Source organism: Haladaptatus sp. T7, from assembly GCF_026008575.1.
GTDB lineage: Archaea > Halobacteriota > Halobacteria > Halobacteriales > Haladaptataceae > Haladaptatus > Haladaptatus paucihalophilus.
Window position 1 is genome coordinate 69,446 of the sequence record NZ_BROP01000007.1, and the last position, 26,716, is coordinate 96,161.

Sequence of the window (26,716 nt, forward strand, 5' to 3'; positions counted from 1 at the left end):
GAAAAAGTAATAAATACCTTTCTGAGTATGAGCACGGGTTAATGCGTGTCCGTCCCCTCCGTTTAAACGGTGGTGAGCACATGGAAATGCGGGGGAGACGGAGCGCGCGCCGGGACGAGCGTAAGCGGCAGTTGCGCCAGATAGCTCGACTACAGCGTCAGCTGAACGAACAACGCCGGAAGATAGACGAACTGGAGCATATCCGGGATACGGTCCTGCGTACCTCGTCGGGGTCGGCCACGTACGAGGGAACCTGCGCGGAGTGCAGTATCGGCGTCATCGTTCGGGAGCACGACACGCTTCGGTGTTCCTCGTGTGGCTTTCGGTGCCACCTCTGACCTACTCCGCGTCCTCGACTTTTTCCGCGTATCGCTCCAGTTCGCCCGCGAGCGTTCGCGCCTCGTCGGGCGACAGCGACACGGTTTCTGCGTGCGCGGGGAGGTTGTCGAGGGAGGTGTTGTCCAGTTCGAGTTGGAGCAACACCTCGTCGGGGTCGTTTCGCGGCGTTTTGACGTTCAGTACGGCCATCGCCTCGTCCGTCCAGCCGTGGCCCTCCGCCACGGCGTTCAGCAGGTCGAAGGTCGTGTAGGCCGTCACCGAGAGCACGCGGTCGGCCATCTCAGTCGCCCCCGGAAACAGCGCGAGACGGTCGCCTTCGGCGCTGCGACTCGCTGGCTTCCGGGACTCCTTCGCTGCACTCAGTCATCGCCGGAAATCGCGTCCACCGGACTGTTCGGGGCCGGACTCGACTCCATGTCGTCGTCCTCGGCGTACGGATACCACGTCTTCTTCGTGTTGTGCATGTACGGGTCCTCGTAGCTGGTTTCTTCCGGGCTGGCGAGGGTTTCGAGTTCGTCGGCGTGGAGCGAGTTCACGAACTCGCGGAACGTCTGGCCGTCCTCGCGTCGGGCCGCGAAGCCCTCGACGAGGTTCCGAATCGCGCCGGGAACCTCGTCAACGGCGATGCGCTCCTGTATCCACGTCGCAAAGCTCGGGTCCTTTCCGAGGCCGCCGCCGACACCGATGTCGAGCGCCTCGACGGTTTCGCCGTCCTTTCTCGTCTTCATGCCGCGGAGGCTGATGTCGGCGATTTGGGGTTGCGCACAGGACGCGGTACATCCCGAGAGGTGGATGTGGAAGTTCGACACGTCCTCCGGAAGCTCGACGTTCTCCTTGAGCCAGCGCGAGAGGCGCACTTGGCGGTTCTTCGTCTCCACGATGGAGAGCGAACAGAACTCTGTCCCGGTGCAGGCGATGGAGCCGCGCTGGAACGGGTGCGGGTCCGGGCTGTAGCGCTCCAAGACGGGTTCGTCGAGCATGGCGTCGAGCCGCTCTTCCGGCACGTCCATCAGGATGATGTTCTGGCGCTGGGTGAGCCGCGCCTCGCCGGAGCCGTACTTCTCGGCGACGTCGGCAATCTCTATCATCTCTTCCGCGCCGACGCGGCCGACGAGGACGTTCAGGCCGACGTAGTAGTTGCCGTCGGGTTGCTCGTGGACGCCAACGTGGTCCGCGTGGCCGTGGTCGTCCGGGACGCCAGCGTTGTACGAGTACTCCTCGCGGAGGTCATCGCCCGCCGTCTTGAGGTAGAAGTCCACGTACTCCTCCTGCAGCGTCTCGCGGACCTTCTCCGGCCCCCACTCGTCCACGAGGAACTTGATGCGGGCGCGGCGACGGTTGTCGCGGTTGCCGTAGTCGCGGAACAGCCCCGAGAGGCCGCCGAGAATCGGCGTAACTTCGTCGGGTTCGGCGAACACGTCGATGTCGCGGGCGAAGCGCGGTTCGCGGCCCGCCAGTCCGCCGCCGAGGCGGATGTTGAACCCGCGGACGGTTTCGCCGTCGATGTTTTTCTCCGCGGGTTCGATACCCACGTCGTTGATGTCGCCCTGTCCGCAGCCCTCGCGGCACCCCGTCACCGACACCTTCCACTTCCGCGGCAGGTTGGCGTACTCCGGGTTGCCCTTGAAGTTCTCGTTGAGGTCCTTGACGACGGGAAGCGCGTCCACGAACTCGCGTTTGTCCTTCCCGGCGACCGGACAGCCGACGATGTTCCGCCACGAGTCACCGCAGGCCTGTTTCGTGGAGAGGCCCGCCTCGTCCAAACGGTCCCAAATCTTCGGCACGTCCTCGATGTTTATCCAGTGCAGTTGGACCGCCTGCCGCGTCGTCACGTCGGCGTAGCCGTTGCCGAACTCGGGGTTCGCGGCCGGACCGGTGGCGAAGTCGCGGGCGATTTCGCCGATGACTCGCAGTTGTCCGGGTTCGAGCACGCCGCTCGGCGGCCCGATGCGCATCATGAAGTAGCTCTCTTGGCCGTCGCGCTGGTGGTACAGCCCCCACCATTTGAACCGCTCGAACCACGCGTCGTGTTCGTCCTCCGGGATGGCCTCCCAGCCCTCCTCGGCGAATCGACGCATGTGGTCCTTGATCTCTTCCCCATAGATATCATCCTTCCATTTCTCTACGTCGGTCGGCATGGGAATCGCTACAGCACACACGCCTAAACACCCCATCTCCGCGTCAATGTCCGCCGGGGGTCGGAAAAAGCGGCAAGTATCGCGGGAACATGGTAGCGACCCCTCCCTAGTCCGAGAACCGGGCGTTCGACGGTCGTTGGCCCCCTTCGTAGTCGATGGAACGGAATTCGTCTCCGTCGGCGCGTCCGATTCGAAGCCACCCGGTCGCGCCCCGTTCTCCACAGCCGATGCACTGTCCCGCCGCACGGGCTTCCACCCACGGACCGTCCACTCCGATGTCGGTGAACACCTCGACGAGGAACAACGCGGTATCACAATCACAGACGTCGTGGTCCACGAGCGGCCAGATATCGCTTACGCCGACGATTCGGGTATTGTTCACGTTGACCCACGCACCCTCGTCCAGCGTCCGAACCGCAGTTACCATGCCCTATCTCCGCGTCTCCGAACCCTCAATACATCGGCGGACGCAATCCCCGCCGAATCACTTGACGCGTCGAAACCGGTTGAACGCTCGATACCTGCACGGCCACCCTATTTCCTGCACGAATTGCCGGAATACGGCGGTCGGAGATAGCAGTGGTTCTTACCGGTATGTGGGAGCAGTGGCCGGAATTACGGGTAGAGACGCGATTTAGGGGATTCCCGACATAGGGTGTTCTGATGAATAACAGCGATGTAGCGACACGCCGGCTCGTGGACGAGTCCGTTGTCGAATCGACGAGCGGTAGTTTCACAATGGGGTGTGAGAATCAGTGACTAAGAAACACGTGGGCGAATGTCATAGAAACGAATCTCAAGACGACGACCACCTACAGGACGTCCCAGACGGTGCAGGATGTACGGAAATCTGGGAGCATCTCTCCGACCGACGGGACGAGGAGGACGAAGAACCCAAAGAATGATCGAGGACACGGCGCTCGTACTGGTTGGTCACGGTTCACACCGGAATGCCGGGTCGGCGAGACCCGTCTACGACCACGCCGACGAGATACGCGCCCGTGACCGCTTCGCGGAGGTTCGGGAAGCTTTCTGGAAGGAAGCCCCGTCGTTGCGCGAAGTCCTCAGAACGGTCGAATCGACCGACGTGGTCGTCGTCCCACTCTTCACCAGCGAGGGGTATTTCACGGAACAGGTGCTCCCCCGTGAGCTCCGACTTACCGACGTGTGGGACCTCGACGTGGACAAGCGAGTTCGCTACGCCGACCCGGTCGGGACCCACGAATCGATGGCCGACGTCATCGTCGAACGTGCCGAACACGTCACCGGCGACCCGTCCGTGGGCTCGGGCGTCGGGTTGGCAATCGTCGGCCACGGCACCGAACGAAATCCGAGAAGCGCGAAGGCGACCCGCGACCACGCGAACGCCATCGACCACCGCGAGCGCTTCGACGAGGTGCGCGCGCTGTTCATGGACCAAGCGCCGTACATCGACGACCTGACCGACCACTTCGAGAGCGACGAACTCGTCGTCGTCCCGCTGTTCGTCGCCGACGGCTACCACACCCAAGAGGATATTCCGGAGGACATCGGCCTGACCGACGACGCCGAATCGGGGTATCCCGTTCCCGCCGACGTCGATGGCAAACGGGTCTGGTACTCGGGTGCCGTCGGAACCGAACCGCTCGTCGCGGACGTCGTCATCGAGCGAGCGCGAGCGACGCTCGACGACGGGGATGAGCCGGTCGAAACCACAGAGCAGGCCGACGACGCCGAGCGTAGCGAGGCCGAGACGGCCCGCGATGCGTTTTTGGGCTGGCTGGCGGACGGGGAGAGCGACGAATCCCACGACGCGACCCGAACGTGGGGGCAACTCACCATCACGACCACGCGAACCGCCGACGGTAACCGTCGGTACGAAATCCGGCACGTCGAGGACCGCAGCGCGGAGTCGGACGAACTCGACTCCCACGCGGACCCGGAGGAGACGCGCGACGCCGTGCGGTTCTCGGACGACGGCGAGTACCGCCCGCTGGCGACGGCGGCGACGCTCCCCACCGGGTGGGTGTGTTCGGACCTCGACGCCGACGAACTCCTGCGGGCCGTCGAGTTCGTCTATCCGGCGACGATTTCGAACTGGTACCGCGAGCGGAACGGCGAACTCGACGTGAGCCACTTTCGGGAGACGGCCGAGCGCCAAACCGGCGTGTACGCCGACGTGGAGGACATCGGGCGCGAAGCGCTCGACCACGCCGTCGAAGCCTGCTGTGTGGATTCACAGTGCAGTGCGCGGCGCGAATGGGACGCGGCGGACGCCGACGAAATCGCGGTTCCGCGCGGGGACGGCGAGTTCCCCTGCCGGGAGCCGTGTTCGTTGTTCATCGCGAAGGTGCGGGAGTTTCAGAAGATGGAGGAGTGCGGGGAAGACGACGCCGAAGACGGCTACCGAGCGCGGTACCGGAGCGCACGAAGCGGAGGACGAACATGAGCATGCACACTGGAACGGTTTATTTGGTCGGTGCAGGTCCGGGCGACCCGGAACTGCTGACGGTAAAGGCGCGGAAACTGCTGGACGACGCGGACGTCGTTTGCCACGACAACTTGGCGGACGACCGAATCGTGGAGTCGTGTCCCGAGACCACGGAGCGGATGTACGTCGGCAAGCGCCCCGGTCCGGACGGCGAACGGACGACGCAGGAGGAGATAAACCGCCTGCTCGTCCGACTGGCCCGCGAGGGAAAGGACGTCGTTCGACTGAAGGGCGGTGACCCGACGGTCTTCGGCCGCGGCGGCGAGGAAGCGGAACACCTCGCGGCCGCCGGAATCGACTTCGACATCGTGCCCGGCATCACGAGCGCGGTGGCCGCGCCCGGCGTTGCCGGGATTCCGGTCACGCACCGCGACCACGCGTCTTGCGTCACCGTCGTCACGGGGCACGAGGACCCGACGAAGGCCGAAAGCGCCCTCGATTGGGACGCGCTCGCCGCGACGGTCCGGGCGGGCGGAACGCTGGTGATTCTGATGGGCGTCCGCCGACTGCCGGACAACGTGGCCGCGTTGCGTTCCGCTGGCGTCCCGGCGGACACGCCCGCCGCGATGGTCGAGCGGGCGACCCGCGAGGACGAGTTCACCGTGACGGGGACGCTCGACACCATCGTCGAACGCCGGGACGAGGTGGGCATCGAACCTCCCGCCGTCACCGTCGTCGGCGACGTCGTTTCTGTCCGCGACCGCGTGGCGGAGTATCTGGACGGCGCGCCGTCCGTCGGCGTTCCGTCGTTCGCCGACACCGCGGTCTCCGAACGGGGGGTCGAGTGATGGGACGCGATTTCCGGGAACTCGTCTCGCACGTCGGGTCCGGCCCGAAGTCGGCCGACGACATGGACTACGAGGCGGCCAAACTCGCCTTCGGGGAAATCCTCTCCGGCGACGTCTCCCCCGTCGCGCTCGGTGGGTTTTGGGTGGCGAACCGCTGGAAACGGAACACGCCCGAGGAACTCGCGGGGTTCGTGGACGCGATGCGCGAAGACTCCGTGTCGGTCGCCGCTCCCGACTGCTCCCCCGTCGATTGCGGCGCGAACTACGACGGTAAGGCCAGAACCGCCCTCCTCGGCGTGGCGTCGGGACTGGTCGCGGCGGCCGCCGGAACGCCCGTCGTCGTCCACAGCGGCGACCGCGTACCCATGAGCGAGGGATGTGCCTACCGGCACGTCCTCGACGAACTCGGCGTGGACACCGACCTCGACCCCGAGACGAGCGCCGACATGACCGACGAGGTTGGTTTCGGATTCTACGACCAAGCTCGCTTCAATCCCGGCGTGGCCGCCCTCGAAGCCGACAGGCGCGCCCTCGGCGTGCGGACCTTCGTCAACACCGTGGAGACGCTCGCCAACCCCGCTGACGCGTCGGTCCACCTCGGAAGCTTCTTCCACACGACGTTCGGCGAGCGAATCGTGAACACGTTCGCCGAGAGTCGAACGCAGGACGTGGAACGCGTCCTCATGTTTCAGGGATTGGAAGGCTACGACGACGTTCGACCCGGACGGACGACCGTCGTGGAGTGGGACGGCGCGGAGATAGAAACGGACCGCCACGGGATGGACTTCGACGGCGACGCCCTCGACGTCGCCGACGTTCCGGCAGACTCGGCGCGCATCACCGAGGAGGTCCTCTCCGGCGAACGCAACGGCGACCTCGCGGACGCCGTTGCGTTCAACGCCGCGCTCAGGTTGTACGCCCGCGACGACGTGCAATCGATAGACGACGGCGTGGAGCGAGCGCGGGACGCGCTCGCGGACGGGTCGGCGGCCGACCGACTCGTCGCGCTCCGGCAGTTCGACGGCTGAATTCAGTCGCCGAGCACTCGCTCCGCGATTTCCGTCGCTTTCTTCTTCGCCCCCTCCTCGGTTTCGGCGCGCCAGACGGCATCCGATTCGACGACCGCACGGACGGCGTCTCGGCGCGTCTCCGCCGGAAGTCCCCGCCGTTTCAGGTCTTCTCGTAGTTCAGCCGTGACGACCGCGACGGTTTCCGCGCCCGCCAGTTCCGGTTCGATTCGCTTCCGGAGTTCGCGGCTCAGCGCGGGACTCCGCCCGCCGGTCCCGACGGCGACGACCACGTTTCCGTCGCGGGCCGTGGCCGGGACGACGACGCTCCCCGCGTCGCGGCCGCCGTGCTCGTCCGTTCGATTCACCAGCACTCCTCGCTCGCTCGCCGCTCGCTCGACCGCTTCGTTCAACGCGGCGTCGTCCGTCGCCGCGACGACGAGCGTGGGCGCGGCCCTGTCGAGCCACGTTCCCACATCGGACGGGTCGATGCGGGCTTTGACGGGCGACAAGGGAGGTCGCTCGTCGCCTTCGTCCTCGAAGAGGGGTTCGAATTCGTCCGCGAACGCCGCCGCAACGACGACGACTTCCGCTTCGCGCGCGAAGCGGCGCGCCTTCCGATAGCCGACCCGCCCGCCGCCGAACACGAGCACGCGCTCCCCGCGGAAGTCGTGGAACAGCGGAATCATTCTCGGAGGGTGAACTCGACCGTCTCGTGCTCGCCGCCGTAGTACGCCCGGAGGAGGGCCGCTTCGTCGTCGTATCCGCCGTCCGGGACGATTCTCGCGGGAACCGACGCGGTGAGCGGCGCTTCGTCGAACGGGTACGGGTCGAGTCGGAACTCGTCGTCGCCGAGGGGTGTCACCGTCAACGAGACGTCCGCGGTTTCGGGCGACGTCGGCACCGAATCGATGGTCGTCTCCTCGGGCCATTCGCTGGTGCAGAGGACGAGCGACAGGAAGTCCCACACCTGCAGGAGCTCGTAGTTACACCACAGCCTGCTCTCGGTTCCCTCGGGTGGCTCACCCTCCTCGTGCAGCGCGGTGAGGAGGTCGATGTCGGCGTCCGAAAGTCGTGTGTCGGCGTTCGAACGTCGCTCGTTGCCGTGTTCGCCGTCGGCTTCTCTCCCGTGTAACTCCTCCGCGAGACGGGTCTGTCGCCGTTCCTCGCGGTCCACGAACTCCTCGAAGGCGGGCGGCGTGTCGGGCCACGACGACGACAGGCCGTAGCGGCGGCGGCGAAGCCCGGAGCCGTGCATCGATGTCACGAGTCCGGCGTAGTCGTTCAACTCGATGACGCTCTCGATGCCGCCGTCGTAGAACGCCACCCACGCGTCCGCCGGGACGCTCAGGAAGTCCACGACTTCGCCGTCTTCGAGGTGCGGCCGTCGGTCGTACTCCCACCAGCCGTCATCGTGCGCGTCCGCCGCGAGCACCATCGCGGCGAAGGGTTCGGGGCGTTCGAACGTTTCGTTCCCCCAGTGCTCGGCGAACCGTCCGGCCAACCTCGCGTGGTCGGGTTGGGTGATGAACCGATAGTGGCCCTCCCCGTCGGCGATAATCATGTTTCGGCATTGGCACGGAACCGGCATAAAAGCGCGTGCCGACCCGCCGTCGGCGGGTCAGCGGGTCGGTCGTCGCGGTTCCCCGCTCGGCCGCAGTCGGTCGGTTTTTCCTGCCGCCCCGTCGGGGTTTCCCCGTCTCACTCCGAATCGGCGTCGGGACCGATGGTGATGACGGCCGTCCCGAACGGTTCCATCGGCTTTTCGAACGTGGCGGTCAGTTCGTCGTTCGGAAAGATTCCGAGAATGTGCGCCGTCTCGTCCCCGATGTTTCGGATGCTGTGTGGTGCCTCGACCGGAACGAGTGCGATTTCGCCCGCCGACAGTTCCGTCGTCGCGCTTCCGACCGTCGCCTCCACGGTTCCGGCGGTCACGTGGAGCAACTCCTCGTTGCTGTCGCGGTGTGTCGGGAGGTAGTTTCCGGGTTCGAGTTCGATGCAGACCACCATCAGGTCCTCCCCCGAAACTCCGCTCGCTTGCGGCGTCCCCGGCGACAGCGGGAAGTAGCCGCGTAGTCGCGCGTGGTCGTCGCCTTCTTGCCACACGTCGGTACCTTCGAACTGGTAGAGTCGGACCGGTTGCAGGTCCTCGTCCCGTGATTGTACTGCCATGGTTTCCCCCTCTCTCGTCGCTCGCGGTGGGGTACGCGGAACGAACCGTCCGCGAGATTATATCCCCGTTCGACGCTAGGCGGATTCGAAGCATCACCCTTTCGTGGGGCAATTTCCCGACAGTAAGGGGGCCGGTAGGCGGTCGCTATCGTCCCGCGGCGACGGCGGTACGGACCCCATACTCTTGCGGGGACGGCTCGTGCTGTGGACGAACGATGGCTCCCGAGACGAACCACGCCGACGATTGCGTATCGGACGACTGTTCACGCTGCCGGGACGACGCCGTACTTCGCGTCGTCCGTACCGAAATCGACGCTGGTGTGAGTGCCGCCAGACCGTCGTCCGGCGACTCCGCGAGCGTCTGTCGGGACTGTTTCGCCCGCCTCCGCGCCGACCCGAACGCGTCGTTCAACAGCCTGTTCGAGGACGGGTCCGACGCCGCCCGCTCCACGAGACGGTTCATCAAAATCGAGCGACTGTAGCGTCGTCCGCCGCGTCTTCCTCAGTATTCGGGCGGCACGTAGAGGGTGAGCGTTTCGAGCGGCTCATCGCCCGTGTTCGTGATTTCGTGCGTCTCGCGCTCCTCGATGCACACGAGGTCGCCCGCCGAGAGGTGGACCGTCTCGCCCTCGACGATTGCTTCGCCCTCTCCCGACGCGACGAACAGCCACTGCTCGCTCCCCTCGTGGCGGTTGTCCGGGCCGCCGGTCGATTGTCCCGGTGACAGCACCATGGAGGCGGCTTGTGCTCGCTCGGTTTCCAGCAGTACGTCGAACCAGTCCGCCGTTTTCGTGGTCGTTCGCTTCACGGGTTCGCGTTCGTTTCCAAGCGCCAGAAGCGTTCGGGGTAGCTGTGCAGCAGCACGGCCACTCGTCGATTTATGTTCGCTCGACCCGTTTTGGTAGCCATGCCAGAGAGGGGGTACGCGGAGAACGCGGCTGGCGGGGGATTGCTGTCGCTGCTCTACCGGCTTCGTCGGGGGGACTCGGTGACGGTCGGCACCGACACCGGACCGCTCAGAAGTCCGCGGCAGTTCACCGTCGAACGAATCGCCGAGGAGCGCTCGGCGCGCGACGACGAGATATATTACCGGGTCCACCTTCGCGGGTCGCGCGACGGCCACTACGTGGTGATGCCCGAGAAACCGCAAGGGAAGGGCGCTCACGTCCCGCCAGAGCTGTTCTATCAGCACCCGAACGACAGCGACAGGTGGGGCGAACCGGCGGAGGACACCGAGGGGAGCGTCGTCTTCCTTCGAGTAACCGCCGGAACGCCGGTATCGACGGAGTAGAGTGGCGGGGAGACTGCTTCCGAGGTTCCGAGACGGTCGGACTGTTCCCGACGGTCGAACCGACTCCCGACGGTGGACCGACTTCGGGACGGTCACACCGACTCGACGAACAGGTCCAGCTTCGAATTCGGCTCGTTCACGATGAGCCGAACCGCGTCGAAGTGGCCGTCCGCCGTGGTTCGGTAGGTGACGCCGCGAATCCCGCCGCCGACGCGCCCGAACGAGAGTTTCGGACGGTGTGCGTAGGGTTTCTCGAATTTCACCGTCGCGCGGCCTGACCCATCGACGGACACGCCGCGGTGCACGTCGAACGCGGGGGTGTGGTCGCGCACCATCGATTTCGCGCTCCCGATGTGCCACGGGTTTCGAACGTCCGACCAGTTCCCGTCGTAGCAGTTGTCCGTCCCGCCGTCGCCCTCCACGATCGCCGGAGCGCCGCTCCGGTAGATTCGGTTGCGCCGGACGATGTTTCCGGTGCTACGAATCAACAGTCCGGCTTCGTGACCCTCTCCGGCGGCGAAGCCGCGGACGTGGTTGTCGCTGATCTCGTGGTTCGTCTCACCTCCCGCCGAGAGGATTCCGACGCGGTCGAGGTCTCGGAGGCGGTTCCCTTCGACCGTGACGAACCGCGCGTTTTCGAGGATGATTCCAGTTCTGCCGGTGTTGGAAATCGTGTTTCGCGCGACGAGACCGTCCTCGCTCCCGGCGATTCTGATGCCGTCGCTCGCCACGTTCCGGATGCGATTTCGGGCGACGACGAAATCCGAGATTCCGTCGGCGACGTTGATGCCGCGGCCGCCGTAGCCGTACAGGTCGTTGTCCACCGCGGTGATGTGGTCCGCGCGGTCGATGTCGAGCGAGATGCCCGAGAAGTCGTCGCGTCGCTCTTGCACGCTGACGTTCCCGTCGATTCGAACGTCCCGAACGGTTCCCCCGAACCCGAGGTGGCAGAACGATTTGTGGTGGCCGAACCCGAGGTTGTCGGCGATGACGACGTAGCCCCCGCCGTCGGTCAAATCGTCCCCGCCGATGCCGACCAGACTTCCCTCCGGGTTGTTCCCCATCACGTTGCCGACGACGGCGACGTTTTTTCCCTGTCGATGGCGACCCTTCCGCCACACGTCACAGGAGATGGAGCGGTCGAGCCCGTTCGTGAGGACGTTCCCGGAGACGACGACGCGCGTGCCCCCGACCTGAATCCCCCTGTCGCCGATGTCGTGAATTCGGTTGCCGACGATGCGGACGTTCCGGCTGGCCGGTTCCACGCTGATGCCGCTCCCGCCGGTGCCGTGTTCGTGGTACGGATGCGTCCGGGTCACGTAGTTTTTCGCTACCGTGACGGTCTCCGCGTCCTTCACCACGATGCCGTGACACAGCTTCGTGAAGACGCTCTGTTCGTCGGGATTCCCGTCGAAGCCGACGCCGCGAATCGTGACGTTCGAACAGTGGCGGTGATGACCGACGCGAAAGCCGCCCGCGTTGGCGTCCGCCGCCGGTTTTATCAGCGTCCGAACGCCGGGACCGACGACGGTCACGTCGTCCACGTCGATGTCGAGCCATCCGGTCGTCCGGTACGGCGCGTTCTTCGCCGTGATGAGAATCGTCTCGCCGGGCGAGAGGTTCTCGAACGTCGATTCGAGTTCGTCGGTCGTCGTGACGACGGAATCGGCCACCGCTCGCGTCCGTCGCTCGTCCCGCGTGTCGGTCGCACGGCCGTCGTCCGCTCCCCACCCCGTGAGCGCGAACGCCAGCCCAGCAGTTCCCCCCAGCACCCGCCGTCGTGGAATGTCGGGCATTCTCCGTGAGACCCACGACGCCGACCACCCACTGATTTGTGGCCGCAGACGTCGGTTCGCCGCAACGCCGGTCGCCCCTCGTTTAACCGTCTGTTAATCGTTCCAAGGGGCGCATTACAAATTATTAGGACACCGTTCCACTTCCTAAGATGTCCCCTGCTGAACGTTCAACCCCGAGACCACAACCGGAGAAGCGGACGCTCCGGACAGACACGCTACCGCCGAAGAACCGGTGGGGTGTCGGACGATGAGCGAACTTCCGGACGTGAGTCGTCGTCGCTTCTGTCAATCGGCGGGTGCGCTCTCCCTCCCGCTCCTCGGTTCGACGGCCGCCGCCCGGTCAACGGACGGGCGGGTCGTGTTCATCTACGACGACTCCCCGGAGGAGGACTACACTCGAATCTTTCCGGTTCATCAGGACGAGGGCGTTCCGGGGTGCGTCGCCGCGGTCTCGGACCGCATCGGCCACGCGTCGTGGCTCTCGCCGGAGCAGTTGCGGGAGATGGAACGCGAGGGCTGGGAGATGATGTCCCACTCCGTCCGCCACCGCGCGCTGGGCGAAATCGCGGTCACGCGGGACGTCGAACCGGGCGAGACGAAACTGTACGTGGAGTCGAACTTCCACAAGCGCGTCCCCGGCGACGAAATCGTGGTGGACGACGGCCGCCGGACGGAAACGTTCACCGTCGCTGACGGCGGCGAGGATTCCACCGGCGAGTACCTCGTGGCGGAAGAACCGCTCCGGACGCCCTTCCGCGCGAAGGACGGCGTGACCGAACGCTACACCGACGACTTGCTTCGGCGGTCCCTGCAGAACTCGAAGGAGACGCTGGAGGGCTTCGGCGTGAACGTCTCCAGTCTCGTCCTCCCGTTCGGGCGCACGCGCGGTCGGGTGCAGGAACTGGTCCCCGACTACTACGACGTGCTGGCGAACGAACACCACGGCGGCTTCAACGCTCGGGCCTCGCTCGACCGCTATCACCTCGGCCGCGCCGTCTTCCGCGACGGGTCGATGACCGAGGCCGAAATCGGGGCGTTCCTCGACCGCGTTCGGAACGAGGACGCCCTCGGGATATTCGTCGGGCACAGTCAGGACGGCCACCTCGCGCCCTCCCGCGTTCGGGCGACGATTCGCCTCGCCAAACGCCGGAACCTCGAAATCGTGACGTTGCGGGACGCGTTGGAGAAGTTCGACGCGCTCCCGGCGACCGCCGAACCCACGACGCCCGCTCCGTCCACCACACGGACCACCTCGTCCGCCACGTCCACCGCGTCGACGTCGGCCCGTGGGGACCCCTCGTCGGGGACGACCGGCGACCCGTCCGATACGAAATCGGCGGGTGACGACACGCCGTCGGCGAGCCAACTCGGCGCGGTGTCGCTCCTCGGCGCGCTCGGTCTGGGCGCGCTCGGCTACTTCCGTCGGCGATAGGTCGCTCGGCGGTCGCCCTTCGCGCGCTCGCCGTTCTCCGGCGAGCCTCGCCCGCGTCAGCACCGCTTTATTCCTCGATACTGTCGAGACGAACGTGTCCAGTTCTCGCTCCCGGTTCATCGCCGCGCTCTTCGCCTTCGTCGCGCTGGCGTGGGGCGGTTCCTACGTCGCAATCTCGGTCGGCCTGCACAACCTCCCGCCGGTGTTCTTCGCCGCGAGCCGCCTCGACATCGCGGCGGTCGTCCTCCTGCCGTCCGTCGTCGCGTGGTTCGACGACTGGCGACCGACGACGGCCGGCGATTGGCTCACCGTTTTCGCCGCCGGGCTGTTCGTCGCAGGGGGAACCAACGCCTTCCTGTTCGTCGGCCAGCAGACCACGCCGAGCGCCGTCGCCGCCGTGATATTCGCGCTCAATCCGATACTGGCGACGCTGTTCGCGTGGGCGCTGCTGCCGAGCGAACGGCTCTCGGTCGTCTCGGTCCTCGGCGTCGTCCTCGGGATTCTCGGCGTCGCCATCGTCGCCGACCCGACCCCCGAGATGCTCCTCTCGGCGCGGGGACTCGGCCCGTGGATACTCCTCTGTGGCGCGGGCTGTCTCGGGTTCGGCACCGTCCTCACGCGGCGGTTCGAGACGACGCTTCCGACGCTCGTGACGACCAGTTGGGGCCTCCTGTTCGGCGGCCTCTTCCTCCACGTCGTGAGCTACGGACTCGGCGAGCACGTTTCGACCGCGTGGAGTTCGACGCTTCTGGTATCGATTGCCTACCTCGGCGTCGTCGCCACCGCGGGGGCGTACTCGGCGTACTTCGAACTCATCGCGCGCATCGGCGCGGTTCGCACGGCGCTCGTCTCCTACGTCGTCCCCGTCGTCACCGCGATTGCGGGCTGGCTCCTCGTCGGCGAGACCATCACGCTCCACACCGTCGCCGGATTCGTCGTCATCGCAACGGGCTTCGCGCTGACCGAACGGCGGACGCTCGTCGCCGGACTTCGTGACGGCGGCGGGACGGAAACGGACGCGTGACCGTTCTCGGACCGCCTCGCTTCTTGAATTCGAATCCTACCAGCATTCGCATTTCCGGGTGGCGCGCGCTGGCGAGGCGGTGAGGCCAGCGGTTGGCCGAACCGTCTCGGTGAAGCGTGCGAGGGATGAGCACCGAAACGAAGTGAGGAGCGCAATCGGTTGGGGAGGGTGTGGCGTGCGAGGTTTCTTCGAAACCTCGAAATGCGAATAGCGCGGAACGACGTTCCGCGGACAGTCGAGCGGGCACGGCCCGCGAGACGACGGCAACGCCGCGAGCACGCGGTGCTGTGCGGAACCGGTTTGTGGTTGGGACTGAAAGGGGCCGCCCGCTCGCGCTTGTCGTGGGTGCTGTGTGGGCCACTATTCGTGCGGGTTGTGCGGAGAGCACGAATATCCTGCACAGCGCCCGCGAGCGTGGCGGGGGCTTTCGAGGTCCACACCTCCGTAACGTCGTCCCATTTGAACCTCCCCCGACGAAGTGAGAAGGCGGGGGTGTTCGAAGTCAACTTCAGGGTAACCCCGTCGTCATCACCGAAACCGATACGCGCTGGGTCTGTCGATGCCGTTCGAAGTGGTCAGTCCTCGTCGAGCGCGAGCGTCCTGAAGAACCGGTCGGCGACGATTTGGAAGAGGCGTTCGTTGATGACGGGCGAGTCCATGTCGGTGTCCGCGAAGATGCCGAGCGATAGCTGTCCGCCCGCCCGGTCTTGGTGGCCGCCCGCGGTGCCGAACTCGGAGAACGCGCCGTTGAGTGCCATCCCGATGTCGATTCGGGGGTCGAACGAGCGTCCGCTGAGCCAGAGGTCGCCGTTGACGACGCCCATGACGAGGACGGTCCGGATGCCTTCGAGTCGAAGGAGGTACTCCGCGGCCTGTGGGAGCGCGCCGCTGTCGGACGTCTGTCCGATGCTGGAAACGAGGACGGACCCGCGCATGGTCCGATGATGGATGGCCCGTCCGACCGCATCGAGCGTCTCCGGGGTGAGCGACGACCCGTACACCTCCTCGATGAGGTCGATGTCGGCGTAGGGAAAGAGGTCGAGCGCCGCTCGGTAGTCGAGTCTGGTCGGATAGCGAACGTCGTCGAGTCGTTCTCGGTGGATGGCAAAGAGCAACGCCGAGGCGACCAGTTCCGGCGGGTCATCGTCCCAGTTGGTCACGTACTCCGCCAGAATCGCCGCCGTCGAACCGTACTCCGGTCGCGTGTCCACGAACGAGGCGTCCGGGTCTCCGGGCGGTTCCACGTTGTCGATGACGATATCGGCGTCGACGGTCGGCGGGATTTCGACTTCCGTGCCGGAAATCGAGTGGTCCACGAACGCCACGATGTCGTAGTTTTCGAGGGAGGCGTCGTCGATATCCTGCAGGCTAATGTCGAAGATGCCGATGAACGAGCGAATCTCCTGATGGGTGATGTGACCCTGGTAGAAGATGTCCGTGTTGGTCACGCCGTTTCGCGCGGCGATCCATTGGAGCGCATATGCACTCGCCAGACAGTCCGGGTCCGGCTGGTAGTGACAGACGATTGCCAGCGAGTCGGTGTCTTCCAAAACGGTCTCCAGTTCTTCGGCTTCCCCGACGGCAACTTCCCCCATACGAGACACTACGTGTGTACGTAACAGGAAGCTGCCGGTTGGTTTCACCGTCGAGCGGAAAAATGAACGAGTCGGTCAGTCGGAGAGTTCGGTCAGTTCGTCGGGCGTCGGGACGATGCCGAGCTGTTGCATCATCCCGAGCATGTCCCAGTTGGCCCACGTCTCCGTTATTTGGCCGTCCCTGACGCGGTGCATGGCGAGGCCGGTAATTTCGAACGTCTCGCCCGTCGGCTCGTGGCCGACGAACTCGCCTTCGTGGGTGCCGGTTTCGGTGCCGCGGAACACGACCAAATCGCCCTCCCCGATCATCTCCTCGATTTTTACCTCGGCGTCGGGGAACGCCTCCCCGAACGTCCGAATCATCGCTTTGAACTCGTCCGCGTCCTGCGTCCCCGACGGCGCGTCGGGGTCGTAACGGACGTAATCCGCCGCGAGCAGTTCGTCCGCGACCGCTTCGTTCCCCTCGTTGACGAACTCGTTGATGAGCCGATTGACTACTTCCTTGTTTTCGTCTACGTCTTCCATAGGTCCCCCCGCGCACGGGTACGTCGGCGGGGTACAAAGTGTTGTCCGAGAAGAGTCTCTTCGGGAGCAGAGCCATGGCTGCTCGGGGGCGTCGAACGCGGCGAAACGGCCGCGACCACCCGGGAGTAATCCGACAATGAGGGGTAAATATTATTTCATACTATCGGAACATTACTATCGGGCAATGTTTTAGGTGGGCCTAAAAACCGATGGGTTTACGTTGGTTTAGGCGAGCCTAAAACCTGTATGCAGCGATGGAAGCCCCGAAGAGCACGGATAGCGACGGCTCTACCACGCGAACCGACGGAGTGGTCGCAATGAGTCGTTCCGAAAGCGAGCGGCTGCTCGCAAAACAAGCGCGGCGCGAGTCGAACGCGCGGACGTACCCGCGTCATCTCCCCCTCGCAATCGAGCGCGCGGAGGGGGTCACGGTGGAGGACGTGGACGGTCGGGAGTACTACGACTGTCTCGCGGGCGCGGGGACGCTCGCGCTCGGCCACAACCACCCGGTCGTCGTGCAGGCCATCGAGGACGTGTTGGACGCGAGCGGCCCGCTCCACACGCTCGATATCACGACGCCGACGAAGGACGCGTTCGTGGACCGGTTGTTCGAGAGCCTCCCCGACGAGTTCGCCGACACCGCGCGCGTGCAGTTCTGTAGCCCCGCGGGAACCGACGCCATCGAGGCGGCGCTGAAGCTCGTCAAGACCGCGACCGGAAACCGCTCCCTCCTCGCGTTTCAGGGCGGCTATCACGGGATGACCCACGGCGCGCTCGGGCTGATGGGCGACACCGACCCGAAGGCGGCCGTTCCGGGGACGATGCCCGACGTCCACCACCTGCCGTACCCATACGACTACCGCTGTCCGTTCGGCATCGGCGGCGAGGACGGCCACCGGACGTCGAGTCGGTACGTCGAACGACTGCTGGACGACCCGGAGAGCGGTATCGTCGCCCCCGCCGGAATGGTGCTCGAACTCGTGCAGGGCGAGGGCGGTGCGATTCCCGCCCCCGACGAGTGGACCCGCGAGATTCGGCGGATGACCCGCGAACGCGACATCCCGCTCGTCGTGGACGAGATTCAGACCGGACTCGGACGGACGGGCGAAACGTACGCCTTCGAACACGCGGACATCGTGCCGGACGTGGTGACGCTCTCGAAAGCGGTCGGCGGCGGCCTCCCCCTCGCGGTGGTCGCCTACGACGAATCGCTCGACGTGTGGGAACCGGGCGCGCACGCCGGGACCTTCCGCGGCGACCAGTTGGCGATGGCCGCCGGGCAGGCGACCATCGAGTACGTCCTCGAAAACGACCTCGCCGCTCACGCGGAGCGGATGGGCGAGCGCCTCCGAAGTCACCTCGACGGGACCGCGGAGACGTTCGATTTCGTCGGCGACGTTCGCGGCCGCGGGCTGATGCTCGGGGCCGAAATCGTGGACCCGACGTCCGAGCCGGACGAACTCGGCAGTTATCCCGCCGCGCCGGACCTCGCGTCGGCCGTCCGCGCCGAGTGTTTCGACCGCGGTCTCATCGTGGAACTGGGCGGTCGTCACGGCAGCACCGTCCGATTCCTCCCGCCGCTCGTCGTCACGAAGGACGACATCGACGCCATCGCGGAACGGTTCCACGACGCTGTCGCGGCGGCCGAGCGCGAGGTGGTGACGGCATGACGAAGGCCGACGCGAAGGAAATCGAGAAACGCGAGAGCGCGGACTCGCTGTTCCTCGGCAGCGACGGGGGGGACGACGCCTACCGGCGGGCGATGGCAAAAGCGACCGACGCGGTTCTCGATTCGGTCGGCGACGGCGAGCAACCCTACTCCGGTCAGTCGCCGGAATCGCTTCGAGAACTGTTCGCGGACGAATCGATGATTCCCGAGGAAGGTACGGGTGTCGAGGAAGCCATCGAGGCCGCGAAACCGATGCTCCGGAACTCCGTAAACGTCTCGAACCCGACCTGTTTCGCCCACCTCCACTGCCCACCCGCGGTGCCGGGACTTGCCGCGGAGGCGATGCTCTCCGCGACGAACCAATCGATGGACTCGTGGGACCAGAGTCCGGCGGCGACGATGCTCGAAACGCGGATGGTCGAGGACCTCTGTTCGCTCTTCGGCTACGACGCCGACGCCGGAGACGGGGTGTTCACCAGCGGCGGCACGCAGTCGAACTTCCTCGGACTCCTGCTCGCCCGCGAGCGGTTCGCCGCGGAACGCTTCGGCACCGACGTTCAGCGGTCGGGCCTTCCGCCGCGCGCGAAGGCGATGCGAATCCTCTGCTCCGAGGAGGCACACTTCACGGCCGAACAGGCCGCCGCCCACCTCGGGTTGGGGGAGAACGCGGTGACGACCGTCGAAACCGACGAGGACCGACGGCTGTGCCCGGACGCGCTCGACCGAACCCTGTCGGACCTCCACGAGCGGGAACTGGTCCCGTTCGCCCTCGTCGGCACCGCCGGGACGACGGACTTCGGGAGCATCGACCCGCTTTCCGAACTCGCCGACCGGGCGGACGAACACGACCTGTGGTTCCACGTCGATGCGGCCTACGGCGGCGCGCTGGCCGCGAGCGACCGCCACCGCGACCGGCTCTCCGGCATCGACCGCGCGGACTCCATCGCCGTCGATTTCCACAAACTGTTCTACCAGCCCATCAGCTGTGGCGCGTTCCTGCTGCGCGACGGCTCGCGGTACGAACACATCGCGCGAAACGCCTCCTACCTCAACCCCGAAGGGGACAACGCGCCGAACCTCGTCGCCAAATCCGTCCAGACGACGCGCCGCTTCGACGCGCTCAAACCGTACCTCACGTTCAAAGCCGTCGGGCGGAGCGGATTGGCCGCCCTCATCGACGGCACCGTCGACCTCGCCGCCGACGTCGCGGACCTGCTCGCGGAGGACGATTCGTTCGAACTGGTCGCCGAACCGACGCTCAACGCCGTCGTCTTCCGCTATCGGCCGCACGACGACCTCTCCGACGACCTGCTGGGATGGATAAACGAGGCGATACGCGAGTCGCTGCTCCGGGAGGGCGAGGCGGTCCTCGCCCGAACCGAAGTCGATGGCGTTTCCGCGCTGAAGTTCACCCTCCTCAACCCGCGGACGACGCTCTCGGACGTCGCCGCCGTCCTCGATACGCTCGAACGGCGCGGCGATTCGCTGTGCGCCGTCTCGCCGGAGGTGAGTCGATGATTCCCCCGAGCGCGACCGACGACCCCGACGTCGTTGCCGCCGCCGCGACGACCCACGCCTTCCTCAACTCCTATCTCCGGGAAACCGGCGACTACGAGGTCGTCGAAGATTCCTCGGCGGAGTCCGGGAACGCGATTCGGTTCGAACTGTCGGCCGTCGGCGTCGAAGTCGTCGTTCCGCTTTCGTACCGGTCGGAGACGGGTCGCCACCTGTTCGACCTCCCGGCGCGGTTCCGCGCGGGTGGCGAGTGGACGACGCTCGACTACGCGACGCTGGCGACCCTCGTCGTCGAGGACCTGTCGCAAAAACGCGCGGACGACCACGCAACGGACGAACTGCTCGGTCGGGTGCTGTCCAGCAAGCGGGCGACGGAGCGGTTCGTCGAAGCGCGCGCCGACGACCTCGATAGGTTGTACGGCACCGACTTCGAGTTCGCCGACGCCGAGCAGTCGCTCGTCTTCGGCCACCTGCTCCACCCGACGCCGAAGAGCAGGGGGGGAATCGCCGCCCGCGACGCGCCGACGTACGCCCCGGAACTGCGCGGGTCGTTCCCGCTCCACTACTTCCGGGCGTCCCCCGAACTCGTCGCGCACGATTCGGCGCGGGACGAGAGCGCGACCGAGTGGGTGAAATCCGAACTCCGCGACGACCCGGCCGTCTCCGAGTCGTTCGTCGCGGAACACGTCGAAAGCGACGACGCGTTGATTCCGGTCCATCCGTGGCAGGCCGAACACCTGCTCCGAAAACCGTTCGTGGAGTCGCTGTCGGACGACGGGTCACTCGAACACCTCGGTCCGGTGGGTCGGGACTTCTATCCCACCTCGTCGGTTCGGACGCTGTACAGCCCGGAATCGTCGTTCATGGTGAAGGGGTCGCTCGCCGTCACCATCACGAACTCCGAGCGGACGAACAAGCGGCCCGAACTGGAACGCGGCGTCGCCATCACCGAACTCATGGATACGGCCCTCGGGGACGAACTGCGGTCGCGGTTCCCCGACTTCGACGTGGTGCGCGACCCGGCCTATCTGACGGTCGAAGCGGGCGACGGAGCGGAATCCGGGTTCGAAGTCGTCCTGCGCGAGAACCCCTTCCGCGGCGAGGACGCGAGAAACGCGACGCCCATCGTGGGGCTCTGTCAGGACTCGCTGTCCGGCGGTAACTCCCGGCTCGCCAACATCGTGGAGGAAATCGCGGAGCGGGAGGGCCGGTCAACCGCCGCGGTGAGCCGGGACTGGTTCCGCGAGTACCTCTCCGTCGCCATCCGACCGGTGCTGTGGCTCTATTTGACCCGCGGCGTCGGATTGGAAGCCCACCAGCAAAACAGCGTGCTGATGCTTCGGGACGGCTATCCCGACGAATTCCGCTACCGGGACAATCAGGGCTACTACTTCGTCGAATCGACGCAGAACGAAGTCGAGGAGTTCCTCCCCGGCGTCGCCGAGCGCGCGGACACGCTCGTCTCGGACGAACTGGCCGACGAGCGAATCCGCTACTACGTGGTCCTGAACAACGCGTTCGGGGTGGTCAACGCGTTCGGCTGTGCCGGACTCGTGGACGAACGCGAGTTGCTCTCGCTCCTGCGCGAGGAACTGGAATCGCTCGCGGGGTACGAGCGCGAGGAGTCGTCGCTGGCGACGAGTTTGCTCACGGAGCGGCGGGTCGCGTGCAAGGCGAACCTGCTCACCCGGTTCCACGGCATGGACGAACTCACCGGAACGCTCGAAAATCAGTCCGTCTATTCGGACGTCCCCAACCCGCTCGTGACGGAACTGGAGGTGAAACCATGACCGGCCCGGCCGGACTCGTGGCGTCGAACTACGACTTCCAGACGCGCGACGACGATGCGGAAAAGACGATTTCGTTCCGGGAGGTGTCGATGGAGCGCGACCTCGGCCGCCTGCACCGCTGGCTGAACGAATCCCACGTCCTGCCGTACTGGCAGTTGGACGACCCGCTTCCCGAGTTCCGACGGACGCTCGCCGAAAAGCTGGCCGACGACCACCAGACGCTCTACGTCGGCCACCTCGACCACGTTCCGATGAGCTACTGGGAATCGTACTGGGCCGCGGACGACGACCTCGCGGACCACTACGATGCGAAGCCGACGGACCAAGGAATCCACCTGCTCATCGGCGTCCCGGAGTTCCTGGGCCACGGCTACGCCGAACCCCTGCTCCGGGCCATGACGGCGTTCCAGTTCCGCCACGACGAGACGGACCGAATCGTGACGGAACCCGACGTTCGCAACGACAAGGTCATCCACGTCTTCGAGAACTGCGGGTTCGAACCGCGACGGGAGCTGTCGTTGGAGGAAAAGGACGCCCTGCTGATGGTCTGTGGGCGCGAGCGATTCGAGACGGAGGTGCTGGGTCGATGACGGGCGACGAACGTTCGACGGACAGCTACGACGTCGTTGGTATCGGCCTCGGCCCGTTCAACCTCGGTTTGGCGGCGCTGCTCGAGGAGACGGAGAGCGACGCGCTGTTCCTCGAACGGAAACCGGAGTTCGAGTGGCACGGCGGCATGCTCATCGAGGACGCGACCCTCGAAGTGCCGTTCCTCGCCGACCTCGTGACGCTCGCCGACCCGACGAGCGAGTACACGTATCTGAACTACCTCCGGGAGACGGACCGTCTCTACGAGTTCTACTTCTACGAGACGTTTCAGGTGCCCCGGCGGGAGTACGACGACTACTGTCGGTGGGTCGCCGAAACCCTCGGCAACACGGCGTTCTCCCGCACCGTGACCGACGTTCGGTACGACGAGGACCGGGAGGAGTTCCACGTCACCGCCCGCGACCCGGAAAGCGGCGGGACGTGCGGGACGTTCGAGTACCGCGCGGAGAACGTGGTGGTCGGCGTCGGAAGCGTCCCGCAGATCCCCGAGGCGCTACAAGGGCACCCGAGCGAGGACGTGTTCCACACCGCCAGCTACCTCGACCGCAGGGAACGCTGTCTCGACGCCGGGGCGATTACGGTCGTCGGGTCGGGCCAGAGCGCCGCCGAGGTGTTCTTAGACCTGCTCAAGCGACAACCCGAGGCGAGCTACCGCCTCGACTGGCTCACGCGCTCGGAGGGCTTCTTCCCGATGGAGTACTCGAAACTGGGGCTTCAGCACTTCACGCCCGAGTACACCGAGTACTTCTACGACCTGCCACAGGAGCGAAAGGACGACCTCGTGCCCGAGCAAGGGTTGCTGTACAAGGGAATCGACCCGGAGACGAGCGAGGAAATCTACGACCTGTTGTACGAGCGCTCCATCGGCGACGCGGACCCGGACGTCGGCATGCTCGCCACGACCGAAGTCGAGGACATCGAGGCGACGGACGGCGGCTACCGACTGACCTGCGAGCAGTGGCAGGAAGGCGAGCGGTTCGCCCACGAAAGCGACGTGGTGGTCCTCGGAACCGGCTATCACCGCCCGAGGCCGCCGTTCCTCGCCGGAATCGAGGATCGAATCGCCCGCGACGCGAAGGGACGCCTTCGCATCGCCGAGAACTACGAAATCGAGTTCGACGGCGCGGCCCGCCTGTTCGTGCAGAACGCCGACCTGTACAGCCACGGCGTCGGGACGCCCGACCTCGGACTCGGCTGTCAGCGAAACGCGGCCATCATCGAGTCGCTGCTCGGCGAGGGACGGTATCCGACCGACGAGGACACCGTTTTTCAGGATTTCTCCGTCGAGCGGTTCTGCTCGAAATCACCCGGAAGCGAACGATTGGACGACGAACGCGCGACACCCACACAGGAGGACTGACGATGCAGACCCCAACGCAGGATTCGAACGACATCGACATCGATAGCACCGACGGCAGTATCGAGTACGAACACCTTCGGGACGCACTGGCCCCCGGAATCTGGGAGACGGTCGGTCGGCGACTGCTGGCGAAGATGCTGGCCGAGTTCGGCTACGAGGAACTCGTCGTGCCCCGGCGAACGGAGGACGGCTACTTCCACCTCGGTCTGTCCGACGGGGTTGAGTACCGGTTCGAGGCCGACGACCGGCTGTTCGACTGGCGGAGCGTTCACCCCGACTCCATCGAGCGCCGCGAGTCCGGCGACTGGGAACCGGCGACGGACCCCGTTCGCTTCCTGCTCGACGCGCAAGGGACCATCGGCGTCTCGGACATGACCGCCGGACACCTGATTCGGGAGTACCGCAACACGATGCTCGCCGACGCCCACATCGAGGCGAAATCCCGCGACGGCGAGCGGGACCTCACGGCGCTCGACTACGCCGAACTCGAAGGCGAGATGACCGGCCACCCGTGGATAACCTACAACAAGGGTCGGCTCGGCTTCGGCTACGACGACTACCTCGACTACGCGCCGGAGCGGAAACAGCCCGTGACGCTCTCGTGGCTCGCCGTCTCCCGCGAGCGGGCCACCTTCAGCGCCGTCTCGGGACTCGACCACGAGTCGCTCGTCGCCGACGAACTCGGCGACCTGTACGGGGCGTTCCGAGCGAAACTCGAAGCGAAGGGTCTCGACCCGGACGATTACTACTTCCTGCCGGTCCACGAGTGGCAGTGGGACAACAGCGTCGTCCAACTGTTCGCGGACGAAATCGCGTCGAACGCCATCGTCCCGCTCGGCGACGGTCCCGACGAGTACCTCCCACAGCAGTCGATTCGAACGTTCGTCAACGTGGACGAACTGGAGCGCCACCACGTCAAACTCCCGCTGCGCATCCTCAACACGCTCGTTTACCGCGGACTCCCGGGCGAACGGACGGAAGTCGCGCCGATAGTCACGGAGTACATCAAGGGAATCTACGAGGACGACGAGTTCCTCCGCGAGGAGTGTGATTTGATTCTCCCCGGCGAAATCGCGGGGCTGAACTACGACCACCCCGACTTCTCGCAACTGGACGGGTCGGCGTACCAGTACGACGAACTGCTCGGCTGCGTGTGGCGCGAGAGCATCTACACGTTCCTCGACGAGGACGAGAACGCCATCACGCTGTCATCGCTCATGCACGTCGAAGACGGGACGCCGTACCTCGAATCGCTCGTGGAGGAGTCCGGCCTGTCGATGGAAGCGTGGCTGGACGAACTGTTCGAGACGGTGCTCCCGCCGCTGCTCCACTACCTCTATCGCTACGGGACGGTGTTCTCGCCGCACGGTCAGAACACCATGTTGGTGCTGAAGGACGGCCGACCGCACCGCCTCGCGGTGAAGGACTTCGTGGACGACGTGAACGTCAGCGACCAACCGTTGCCCGAACTCCAGTCGCTCCCGGACGAACTTCGAGCGGTTCTCAGGACCGAACCGCCCGAGGGCCTCTGTCAGTTCATCTTCTCCGGGCTGTTCGTCTGCGTCTTCCGCTACGTCGCCGACGCGCTCGAGACGCATTCGGACTACTCCGAGGAGCGGTTCTGGCTGGGCGTTCGGGAGGCCGTCGAGGAATATCAGGCCGAGTTTCCGGAACTGGAAGACCGCTTCGAACTGTTCGACCTGCTCCGGCCCGAGTTCACGAAGCTCTGTCTCAATCGAAACCGGCTCCTCGATTACGGCTACGAGGACGCCGACGGCCGTCCGCACGCTTCGGAGTACGGCACGGTTCCCAACCCGCTGTACGAGGTGGTGGACCGCTGAGCGAGTCCGTCCGGTCGCGTGAACGGACCGGTTCACCCCGTCAGTTGAAACGGTAGAATAGTTTGCCAACACTGTTTCAAATCCGAAATATCTGGTCGCTCGCCGTTGTATTCGCGTCGGTCACCGTTCGGTCTCCTGCGGCGTTACACCACCGGAAAAGGCTATGCTTTGAGCGGTCGTTGAGGACACCACAACCGTTATATGACGAACGATACAACGATATTCTATTCATGACTGACCGACCGACCATAACGCGACGGCGGCTTCTTCAGGGAACGGCGACGACCGGCGCGCTCGCCCTCGCCGGGTGTACGTCCGGCGACGACGACGGCGACGGCGGCAGCGGCGAGACGAGTTCGACGGGAGACGACTCGACATCGACGACCGACGGAACGGACTCGTCCGGTTCGAAGGACCTCTCGGGGACGATGACCATCTTCCACGCCGGGAGCCTCTCCGCGCCGTTCGAGGACGCCGAAAAGAAGTTCGAGTCGAAATACGACGTGCAAGTCAACCGCGAGGCGAAGGGGTCGGTCGGTTCGACGAAGAAGATAACCAATCTCGGCCGCTCCGCCGACGTGCTCGCCGTGTCCGACTACCGGCTCATCCCCGACATGATGATTCCCAAGTACGCGAAGTGGTACGCCGTGTTCGCCACCAACGCGATGACCATCGCGTACACGGACAAATCCACGGGGTCGGACGAGATTTCACCGGACAACTGGTGGGAAATCCTCGGCCGGGACGACGTGACGTTCGCCCATTCGGACCCCGCCGTGGACCCGAACGGCTACCGTTCGGTGATGACGATGCAACTCGGCGCGGTCCCGTTCGACGGCGAGAAACTGTACGACGAGAGCACGTCGAAGGCGCTCATCGACAAGGCGAAAATCCCGTCGGGAACCGAGACGGACCTCGTGGGACAACTGAAATCCGGCGAACTCGATTACGCGTGGGAGTACCAGTCCGCGGGGAAGAGCCACGACCTGAAGACGGTCGACCTCCAACCGTCGGTGGACCTCTCCAAGGCGACCTCGAAGTACGCCAAACACTACGCGAAGGCGGAAGTGGAGACGAAAAACGAGACGTACACGGGCGCACCCATCGCCTACGGCATCACGGTGCCGAGCAACGCGAAAAACCCCGACGCGGGAGCGGCCTGGGTCGAGTACATGATCACGGAACCGGGTCAGAAGATGCTGAAGCAGAACGGATTCGAACCCGTGAAACCCGCCGTCGTGCCGAAAAGCGGAACGGACGCCGTTCCGAAGGGCGTCATGAACCACGCGGAAGCGAAATCGTCGCTCGGTCCGCTCGAACTATAGGGCGGTCGCACAAACGGACGGTAACGAGTC

Annotated in this window: 25 protein-coding genes and 1 pseudogene; 16 read left to right on the forward strand and 10 right to left on the reverse strand. The window is 65.5% G+C overall.

Features of this window, described 5'->3' with window-relative positions; translation table 11 throughout:
* Positions 1-80 precede the first annotated feature (80 nt).
* Positions 81-338 carry a hypothetical protein gene (locus OPC11_RS17580; RefSeq protein ID WP_264782784.1) on the forward strand — a complete coding sequence of 86 codons (258 nt, stop codon included), beginning with the start codon at positions 81-83 and terminating at the stop codon, positions 336-338.
* Position 339: 1 nt separating this feature from the next.
* Here the strand turns inward: OPC11_RS17580 and OPC11_RS17585 are convergent, their stop codons facing one another.
* The 3 genes from OPC11_RS17585 to OPC11_RS17595 form a co-directional block, all read right to left on the reverse strand.
* The gene (locus tag OPC11_RS17585; protein ID WP_007981977.1) at positions 340-618 is read right to left on the reverse strand and encodes a DUF6360 family protein; all 279 of its coding nucleotides are present in this window, start codon (positions 616-618) and stop codon (positions 340-342) included.
* An 80-nt stretch (positions 619-698) separates the two neighbouring features.
* The gene (locus tag OPC11_RS17590) at positions 699-2,477 is read right to left on the reverse strand and encodes a ferredoxin--nitrite reductase (protein ID WP_264782785.1); all 1,779 of its coding nucleotides are present in this window, start codon (positions 2,475-2,477) and stop codon (positions 699-701) included.
* Positions 2,478-2,583: 106 nt separating this feature from the next.
* Entirely contained in the window at positions 2,584-2,904 is a 321-nt protein-coding gene (locus tag OPC11_RS17595; protein WP_007981973.1) for a hypothetical protein, read from the reverse strand.
* A gap of 474 nt (positions 2,905-3,378) precedes the next feature.
* Between OPC11_RS17595 and OPC11_RS22100 the strand changes: the two are divergent.
* From OPC11_RS22100 to OPC11_RS17610, 4 genes and pseudogenes are all read left to right on the forward strand, one after another.
* Positions 3,379-4,170: pseudogene (locus tag OPC11_RS22100) on the forward strand (CbiX/SirB N-terminal domain-containing protein); the annotation flags it as partial.
* Between the two features lie 57 nt (positions 4,171-4,227).
* Positions 4,228-4,905: a DR2241 family protein gene (locus OPC11_RS22105; protein WP_232423839.1), complete on the forward strand. Its 678-nt coding sequence runs from the start codon at positions 4,228-4,230 to the stop codon at positions 4,903-4,905.
* Positions 4,902-5,735: a uroporphyrinogen-III C-methyltransferase gene (cobA, locus tag OPC11_RS17605; protein ID WP_007981965.1), complete on the forward strand. Its 834-nt coding sequence runs from the start codon at positions 4,902-4,904 to the stop codon at positions 5,733-5,735. The genes OPC11_RS22105 and cobA overlap by 4 nt, the downstream gene beginning before the upstream one ends.
* Positions 5,735-6,763, forward strand: a complete 1,029-nt coding sequence (locus tag OPC11_RS17610) for an anthranilate phosphoribosyltransferase (protein ID WP_264782787.1) — start codon at positions 5,735-5,737, stop codon at positions 6,761-6,763. Before cobA ends, OPC11_RS17610 begins: the two co-directional genes overlap by 1 nt.
* Positions 6,764-6,765: 2 nt before the next feature.
* Here OPC11_RS17610 and OPC11_RS17615 read toward each other — a convergent pair whose 3' ends face one another.
* The 3 genes from OPC11_RS17615 to OPC11_RS17625 form a co-directional block, all read right to left on the reverse strand.
* Positions 6,766-7,431, reverse strand: a complete 666-nt coding sequence (locus tag OPC11_RS17615) for a bifunctional precorrin-2 dehydrogenase/sirohydrochlorin ferrochelatase (protein WP_264782788.1) — start codon at positions 7,429-7,431, stop codon at positions 6,766-6,768.
* Entirely contained in the window at positions 7,428-8,306 is an 879-nt protein-coding gene (locus OPC11_RS17620; RefSeq protein WP_264782789.1) for a DUF3891 family protein, read from the reverse strand. Before OPC11_RS17620 ends, OPC11_RS17615 begins: the two co-directional genes overlap by 4 nt.
* Positions 8,307-8,443: 137 nt before the next feature.
* Positions 8,444-8,914: a cupin domain-containing protein gene (locus OPC11_RS17625; RefSeq protein ID WP_007981957.1), complete on the reverse strand. Its 471-nt coding sequence runs from the start codon at positions 8,912-8,914 to the stop codon at positions 8,444-8,446.
* Positions 8,915-9,129: 215 nt separating this feature from the next.
* On the opposite strand from OPC11_RS17625, the gene OPC11_RS17630 reads away from it, so the two are divergent.
* The gene (locus OPC11_RS17630) at positions 9,130-9,396 is read left to right on the forward strand and encodes a hypothetical protein (protein WP_264782790.1); all 267 of its coding nucleotides are present in this window, start codon (positions 9,130-9,132) and stop codon (positions 9,394-9,396) included.
* Between the two features lie 20 nt (positions 9,397-9,416).
* On the opposite strand, the gene OPC11_RS17635 is transcribed toward OPC11_RS17630, so the two are convergent.
* Positions 9,417-9,722: a cupin domain-containing protein gene (locus OPC11_RS17635; RefSeq protein ID WP_264782791.1), complete on the reverse strand. Its 306-nt coding sequence runs from the start codon at positions 9,720-9,722 to the stop codon at positions 9,417-9,419.
* 99 nt (positions 9,723-9,821) lie between these two features.
* Here OPC11_RS17635 and OPC11_RS17640 point away from each other — a divergent pair, with 99 nt between their 5' ends.
* Positions 9,822-10,205 carry a hypothetical protein gene (locus tag OPC11_RS17640; RefSeq protein WP_007981952.1) on the forward strand — a complete coding sequence of 128 codons (384 nt, stop codon included), beginning with the start codon at positions 9,822-9,824 and terminating at the stop codon, positions 10,203-10,205.
* 92 nt (positions 10,206-10,297) lie between these two features.
* On the opposite strand, the gene OPC11_RS17645 is transcribed toward OPC11_RS17640, so the two are convergent.
* Positions 10,298-12,001 carry a right-handed parallel beta-helix repeat-containing protein gene (locus OPC11_RS17645; RefSeq protein WP_264782792.1) on the reverse strand — a complete coding sequence of 568 codons (1,704 nt, stop codon included), beginning with the start codon at positions 11,999-12,001 and terminating at the stop codon, positions 10,298-10,300.
* Positions 12,002-12,248: 247 nt separating this feature from the next.
* Between OPC11_RS17645 and OPC11_RS17650 the strand changes: the two genes are divergently transcribed.
* Both OPC11_RS17650 and OPC11_RS17655 read left to right on the forward strand, forming a co-directional pair.
* Positions 12,249-13,433, forward strand: a complete 1,185-nt coding sequence (locus tag OPC11_RS17650) for a polysaccharide deacetylase family protein (protein ID WP_264782793.1) — start codon at positions 12,249-12,251, stop codon at positions 13,431-13,433.
* A gap of 94 nt (positions 13,434-13,527) precedes the next feature.
* Positions 13,528-14,457, forward strand: a complete 930-nt coding sequence (locus tag OPC11_RS17655; RefSeq protein ID WP_264782794.1) for a DMT family transporter — start codon at positions 13,528-13,530, stop codon at positions 14,455-14,457.
* Between the two features lie 575 nt (positions 14,458-15,032).
* Here OPC11_RS17655 and OPC11_RS17660 read toward each other — a convergent pair.
* Together OPC11_RS17660 and OPC11_RS17665 are read right to left on the reverse strand one after the other, a co-directional pair.
* Positions 15,033-16,052, reverse strand: a complete 1,020-nt coding sequence (locus OPC11_RS17660; RefSeq protein WP_264782795.1) for a DHH family phosphoesterase — start codon at positions 16,050-16,052, stop codon at positions 15,033-15,035.
* 75 nt (positions 16,053-16,127) lie between these two features.
* A complete protein-coding gene (locus OPC11_RS17665) occupies positions 16,128-16,577 on the reverse strand; it encodes an ester cyclase (protein WP_007981942.1) in 450 nt (149 codons plus the stop codon).
* A gap of 254 nt (positions 16,578-16,831) precedes the next feature.
* Here OPC11_RS17665 and OPC11_RS17670 point away from each other — a divergent pair, with 254 nt between their 5' ends.
* The 7 genes from OPC11_RS17670 to OPC11_RS17700 all read left to right on the forward strand — a co-directional run bounded on the left by OPC11_RS17670 (position 16,832) and on the right by OPC11_RS17700 (position 26,686).
* Positions 16,832-18,247: a diaminobutyrate--2-oxoglutarate transaminase gene (locus OPC11_RS17670; RefSeq protein ID WP_264782796.1), complete on the forward strand. Its 1,416-nt coding sequence runs from the start codon at positions 16,832-16,834 to the stop codon at positions 18,245-18,247.
* Entirely contained in the window at positions 18,244-19,764 is a 1,521-nt protein-coding gene (locus tag OPC11_RS17675; RefSeq protein ID WP_264782797.1) for an aspartate aminotransferase family protein, read from the forward strand. The genes OPC11_RS17670 and OPC11_RS17675 overlap by 4 nt, the downstream gene beginning before the upstream one ends.
* Positions 19,761-21,551 (forward strand): IucA/IucC family protein, encoded by a 1,791-nt coding sequence (locus tag OPC11_RS17680; RefSeq protein WP_264782798.1) that lies wholly within the window; start codon positions 19,761-19,763, stop codon positions 21,549-21,551. The genes OPC11_RS17675 and OPC11_RS17680 overlap by 4 nt, the downstream gene beginning before the upstream one ends.
* Complete coding sequence (locus OPC11_RS17685; protein ID WP_264782799.1) at positions 21,548-22,141, forward strand: GNAT family N-acetyltransferase; 594 nt, start codon at positions 21,548-21,550, stop codon at positions 22,139-22,141. The genes OPC11_RS17680 and OPC11_RS17685 overlap by 4 nt, the downstream gene beginning before the upstream one ends.
* Positions 22,138-23,520 (forward strand): lysine N(6)-hydroxylase/L-ornithine N(5)-oxygenase family protein, encoded by a 1,383-nt coding sequence (locus OPC11_RS17690; RefSeq protein ID WP_264782800.1) that lies wholly within the window; start codon positions 22,138-22,140, stop codon positions 23,518-23,520. Before OPC11_RS17685 ends, OPC11_RS17690 begins: the two co-directional genes overlap by 4 nt.
* Before the next feature lie 2 nt (positions 23,521-23,522).
* Positions 23,523-25,361 (forward strand): IucA/IucC family siderophore biosynthesis protein, encoded by a 1,839-nt coding sequence (locus tag OPC11_RS17695; protein WP_264782801.1) that lies wholly within the window; start codon positions 23,523-23,525, stop codon positions 25,359-25,361.
* Positions 25,362-25,591: 230 nt separating this feature from the next.
* A complete protein-coding gene (locus tag OPC11_RS17700) occupies positions 25,592-26,686 on the forward strand; it encodes an extracellular solute-binding protein (RefSeq protein ID WP_264782802.1) in 1,095 nt (364 codons plus the stop codon).
* Positions 26,687-26,716 lie beyond the last annotated feature (30 nt).

Bases quoted from the DNA above. Each gene is read 5' to 3' on its own strand.
- OPC11_RS17590 (WP_264782785.1), bottom strand. From the start codon at position 2,477: ATGCCGACCGACGTAGAGAAATGGAAGGATGATATCTATGGGGAAGAG.
- OPC11_RS17680 (WP_264782798.1), top strand. From the start codon at position 19,761: ATGATTCCCCCGAGCGCGACCGACGACCCCGACGTCGTTGCCGCCGCC.
- OPC11_RS17610 (WP_264782787.1), top strand. From the start codon at position 5,735: ATGGGACGCGATTTCCGGGAACTCGTCTCGCACGTCGGGTCCGGCCCG.
- OPC11_RS17625 (WP_007981957.1), bottom strand. From the start codon at position 8,914: ATGGCAGTACAATCACGGGACGAGGACCTGCAACCGGTCCGACTCTAC.
- OPC11_RS17580 (WP_264782784.1), top strand. From the start codon at position 81: ATGGAAATGCGGGGGAGACGGAGCGCGCGCCGGGACGAGCGTAAGCGG.
- OPC11_RS17675 (WP_264782797.1), top strand. From the start codon at position 18,244: ATGACGAAGGCCGACGCGAAGGAAATCGAGAAACGCGAGAGCGCGGAC.
- OPC11_RS17695 (WP_264782801.1), top strand. From the start codon at position 23,523: ATGCAGACCCCAACGCAGGATTCGAACGACATCGACATCGATAGCACC.
- OPC11_RS17660 (WP_264782795.1), bottom strand. From the start codon at position 16,052: ATGGGGGAAGTTGCCGTCGGGGAAGCCGAAGAACTGGAGACCGTTTTG.
- OPC11_RS17595 (WP_007981973.1), bottom strand. From the start codon at position 2,904: ATGGTAACTGCGGTTCGGACGCTGGACGAGGGTGCGTGGGTCAACGTG.
- OPC11_RS17615 (WP_264782788.1), bottom strand. From the start codon at position 7,431: ATGATTCCGCTGTTCCACGACTTCCGCGGGGAGCGCGTGCTCGTGTTC.
- OPC11_RS17630 (WP_264782790.1), top strand. From the start codon at position 9,130: ATGGCTCCCGAGACGAACCACGCCGACGATTGCGTATCGGACGACTGT.
- OPC11_RS17665 (WP_007981942.1), bottom strand. From the start codon at position 16,577: ATGGAAGACGTAGACGAAAACAAGGAAGTAGTCAATCGGCTCATCAAC.
- OPC11_RS17690 (WP_264782800.1), top strand. From the start codon at position 22,138: ATGACGGGCGACGAACGTTCGACGGACAGCTACGACGTCGTTGGTATC.
- OPC11_RS17645 (WP_264782792.1), bottom strand. From the start codon at position 12,001: ATGCCCGACATTCCACGACGGCGGGTGCTGGGGGGAACTGCTGGGCTG.
- OPC11_RS17620 (WP_264782789.1), bottom strand. From the start codon at position 8,306: ATGATTATCGCCGACGGGGAGGGCCACTATCGGTTCATCACCCAACCC.
- OPC11_RS17670 (WP_264782796.1), top strand. From the start codon at position 16,832: ATGGAAGCCCCGAAGAGCACGGATAGCGACGGCTCTACCACGCGAACC.
- OPC11_RS17700 (WP_264782802.1), top strand. From the start codon at position 25,592: ATGACTGACCGACCGACCATAACGCGACGGCGGCTTCTTCAGGGAACG.
- OPC11_RS17585 (WP_007981977.1), bottom strand. From the start codon at position 618: ATGGCCGACCGCGTGCTCTCGGTGACGGCCTACACGACCTTCGACCTG.
- cobA (WP_007981965.1), top strand. From the start codon at position 4,902: ATGAGCATGCACACTGGAACGGTTTATTTGGTCGGTGCAGGTCCGGGC.
- OPC11_RS17640 (WP_007981952.1), top strand. From the start codon at position 9,822: ATGCCAGAGAGGGGGTACGCGGAGAACGCGGCTGGCGGGGGATTGCTG.
- OPC11_RS17650 (WP_264782793.1), top strand. From the start codon at position 12,249: ATGAGCGAACTTCCGGACGTGAGTCGTCGTCGCTTCTGTCAATCGGCG.
- OPC11_RS17685 (WP_264782799.1), top strand. From the start codon at position 21,548: ATGACCGGCCCGGCCGGACTCGTGGCGTCGAACTACGACTTCCAGACG.